This window comes from Janthinobacterium sp. GW822-FHT07A03 (assembly GCF_058798815.1).
In genome coordinates this window covers 1-3,477 of sequence record NZ_JBXAKW010000030.1, presented here as the reverse complement: position 1 = coordinate 3,477, position 3,477 = coordinate 1, and the positions used below count along the sequence as shown (strand labels likewise).

General features: G+C 63.2%; 2 protein-coding genes. Both read right to left on the bottom strand.

Annotation, left to right across the window (positions count from 1 at the left end; translation table 11 throughout):
- On the bottom strand, positions 1–3,195 hold a 3,195-nt coding region (locus tag AC1RJW_RS29610; RefSeq protein WP_493048100.1), incomplete at its 3' end, for a beta-ketoacyl synthase N-terminal-like domain-containing protein.
- Positions 3,196–3,258: 63 nt separating this feature from the next.
- The coding region (locus tag AC1RJW_RS29605; protein ID WP_493048099.1) for a hypothetical protein at positions 3,259–3,477 on the bottom strand (219 nt) is incomplete at its 5' end.

The following is a 3,477-nucleotide window of genomic DNA, read 5'->3' as shown; positions in this document are numbered from 1 at the left end:
GTGCGGCTGCTGCTTCGCATCGGCCGCTTCCCAGGCCTTGCTCAGCAACAGCGCCTCGCGCGCAGCTGCCGCTGGCGTCACCGTGGCTGTTGCCGGCACAGCGGCGACAACGGGTGCCGCCGGAACCCAGTAGCGCTCCTTCGCGAATGGATAGGTCGGTAGGCTGATGCGACGCGGCATGGTGCTTGTCCAGCTAGCATACAAGTGGTGCCAGTCTACTGCCAGGCCCCTCACCCACAATTCGAGCAACTTGCCATGCTTGCCTTTTGCCAGCCAGCTCTGGACCGTAGTGGCAAGCGCACAGGCCATATCCTCGTCATTGCCGAAAATATCCAATGCGTCGCTGCCGCGCCTGACCTGGCCGCGATAGTATTCGCCGCTGTCCTCATCGCCCTCCAGCCACGCTTGCAGGCCATGCCGCAACTGCTCCATCGACAGCGCAATGAACGCCAGGCGTTCTTCCATCGATTCGCGTCCTATCTGCAGGGTGTAGGCGATATCGGCCAGGTCAGCATCCGTCAGTCCCTGTTCATCCAGCGCTTCGGCCAGTTGCAGCACCTGTGCCCGCAAACCATCTTCGTTCTTCGCAGACAGCACGATCAGTGCCGGGTGCGCGTGCGTCACCTCGATGGCCGCCCGCGGCGGCGCGGCATACTCGGCCACCAGCACACAGGCATTCGAGCCGCCGGCACCGAAGGAGGAGACGCCGGCGATACGACCCCCTTCGACCTCGATGCCATCGCGCAGGAATGTGGGGCGCTTCCACTCGGCCAGCTCCTGCTGCACGGTGAACGGGCTGGCGGCAAAGTCGATATGCGGATTGAGCACGGCGGAATGCAGCGACGGCGCCAGCTGCCCGTGGCGCATCTGCAGCAGCACCTTGGTCAGGCCGGCAATGCCGGCCGCGCTCTCGCAATGGCCAATATTCGACTTGGCTGATCCAATGGCGCAAAACTGCCGGTCAGGCGTCTGCTCGCGGAAAGCGCGGCTCAGGCCGGCGATTTCGATCGGATCGCCCAGCGACGTGCCCGTACCATGTGCTTCAATGTAGCTGATGGAGCGGGCATCGATGCCCGCCTCGCGTAGCGCGCGCGTCATCAACTTGCTCTGCGCAGCCGGGTTTGGTACCGTGTAGCCATTCGCCTTGCCACCGTGATTGAGCGTCACGGCCTTGATGACACCATAAATATGGTCGCCGTCGGCGATGGCCTTCGCCAGGGGCTTGAGCAGGACCGCGCCCACACCTTCGGCCGGTACGTAGCCGTCGCCGCCCTCGCCAAAGCTTTCGCACTGGCCTTTGCTGGAGACGAACCGCCCTTGCCCCAGCATCAGGTACTTATTCGGATGCAGGGACAAGTTCACGCCGCCGGCCAGGGCCAGCTGGCAGGCGCCTGCCTGAAGGCTCTGGCAGGCCAGTTGCAATGCTGTCAGCGAGGAGGAGCACATGGTGTTGACCACCATGCTGGGGCCGTTAAAGTCGCAAAAATACGAGACCCGGTTGGCCACCGAGGCCAGATTGCCGCCGACGGTGAGGTGGCTGCCGCGCGCCTGCTCCTGCGCCCCGTACAAATGGTATTCCTCGTACATCACGCCGACAAAAACGCCCACGTTGCCGTCCGCCTGGCTGGCCAGCGCCGCGCGCGTGTAGCCGGCGTCTTCCAGAGTCGCATACGCGCACTGCAGGAACAGACGTTCCTGCGGGTCCGTCGCTGCCGCATGGCGCGGCGGGATATTGAAAAATAGCGGGTCGAATTCGTCGACACCGTCGATGAAGCCGCCCCACTTGCTGTAGGTCTTGTCTTCCCGGTTGCGGTCAGGATCGAAATACTGGCTATGATCCCAGCGTTCGGCCGGAATTTCGCTGATGCAGTCCTTGCCGCTCTTGAGATTTTCCCAGAACTGATGCACGTTGGCGGCGTGCGGATAACGCCCCGCTAGCCCGATGATGGCGATGTCTTCGCGCTGCCCGCAAGGTGCCACGGTTGGCGCCGGCCCGGACGGCGCAGCTGCCGCTGCTGGCGGCACGGAGGGCGGCACTGGCTCGACGGCCGTCATGGCCTCAGCCTCGGGCGAGGCTTCGCCCAGCAAATCCTGCGCATGGTGGGCTGTCAGATAGGCAGCCAGTTCGGCGATATTCGGGTATTCGAACAGCAGGGTCGGTGTCAGGCTGAGTTGACCCATGCTGTTGAGCGTGGCGACCACTTCCAGTAAATCGGCCGATCCCAATCCCATTTCATAATAGCCAGCATGCAGCGCAATCGTGTGTGCCGCCTGCTTCAGGCGTGTGCCGATCAGTCGCCGCAGCAATCCTTCGATGGCGCCGGTGGACTGGCCGCTGGTGGCCGCCTGCGGCAGGAACGGCGCGGGTGCCAGCGCCGGTGCGCCTTGCGCATCGAGCAGGTTGGCGTGGCGTATGAGCTTGTTGGCGCAATCGCGCAATTCGGCTACCTTGCACCCCGATATATCAAAAAATTCCAGCGTGGAGTAAAACAGCTCACCGCTCTGGCGAACCGATGTGGACAGGATGCGCGTGATGCAGCGCGCACCGAGGAGGGATGTGGCGCGGAACGACGCATAAAACAGCGGCACGTGCAGATCCGGCAACGGTGGCTGCAGCCCGGCTACGCCAATGGCGCTGCCATCGATCAAGACCGGATGAAACATGGCATCGGACGCGTGCTCCCGCGCCTGCTGGCTCAGCGCCGCGTCCACCAGTACGGCGTGCGGCAGGGCATGGACGCTGCCCACGGCCCGCATATAGGGTGAATGCTGCAAATGACGGCTGCGGCATTGCGCATACACTTCTTCCATATCCAGTACGCGCAAGGCGTCTTGCTTGGCGGTCTGCAGGTCGAGACGATCCTCGAACGGTTCGGCGGCGACGCGGTGCATCTGCGCCTTCGCGTGGCGTGTTACCGCGCCGCCAGCCACATGGCCGCTGATTGCGATTTCCCAGCTGCCGGGCGCAGACTCTTCGCAGTCGATCGTTAGCTGCATGACGCTGTCGGGTGCGACCAGCAGGGGCACGTAGATCACCATATTGCGCAATTCAAGATGCCGGTAGTCATGGCCGTGCTTGCGGAACAGCTGGTACAGCATGTCGATATAGGCCAGGCCAGGCAGCAGATGCCGCCCGTGTACCAGATGTCCCTCGATCACCGGATGTTTGCTACTTATGGAAAACGTCGCTTTCACATCTGTCCTCTTTTATCTTATGTCCTGTTGCACCCGGATGGGTGTCAACGCGTCCTGTGCCGATCACAAACCCCAAAAACTGTCCTGGCCCCCCTGGACGTACTGCACCTCCGCAGACACTTCCACTGCATCGACCTCGTCCCAGAGGGCGTTGGCGCCGCTGGTGTCGCTCGTGTCGCCAGCGACATGGCGCACATCGATATAGTGCAGCGCCGGTGGCTGCAGTGGCTTGCGCCGCGCCGCGCTTGCCCCGGTCTCCGGCCACGATTCCAGGATGGCGTG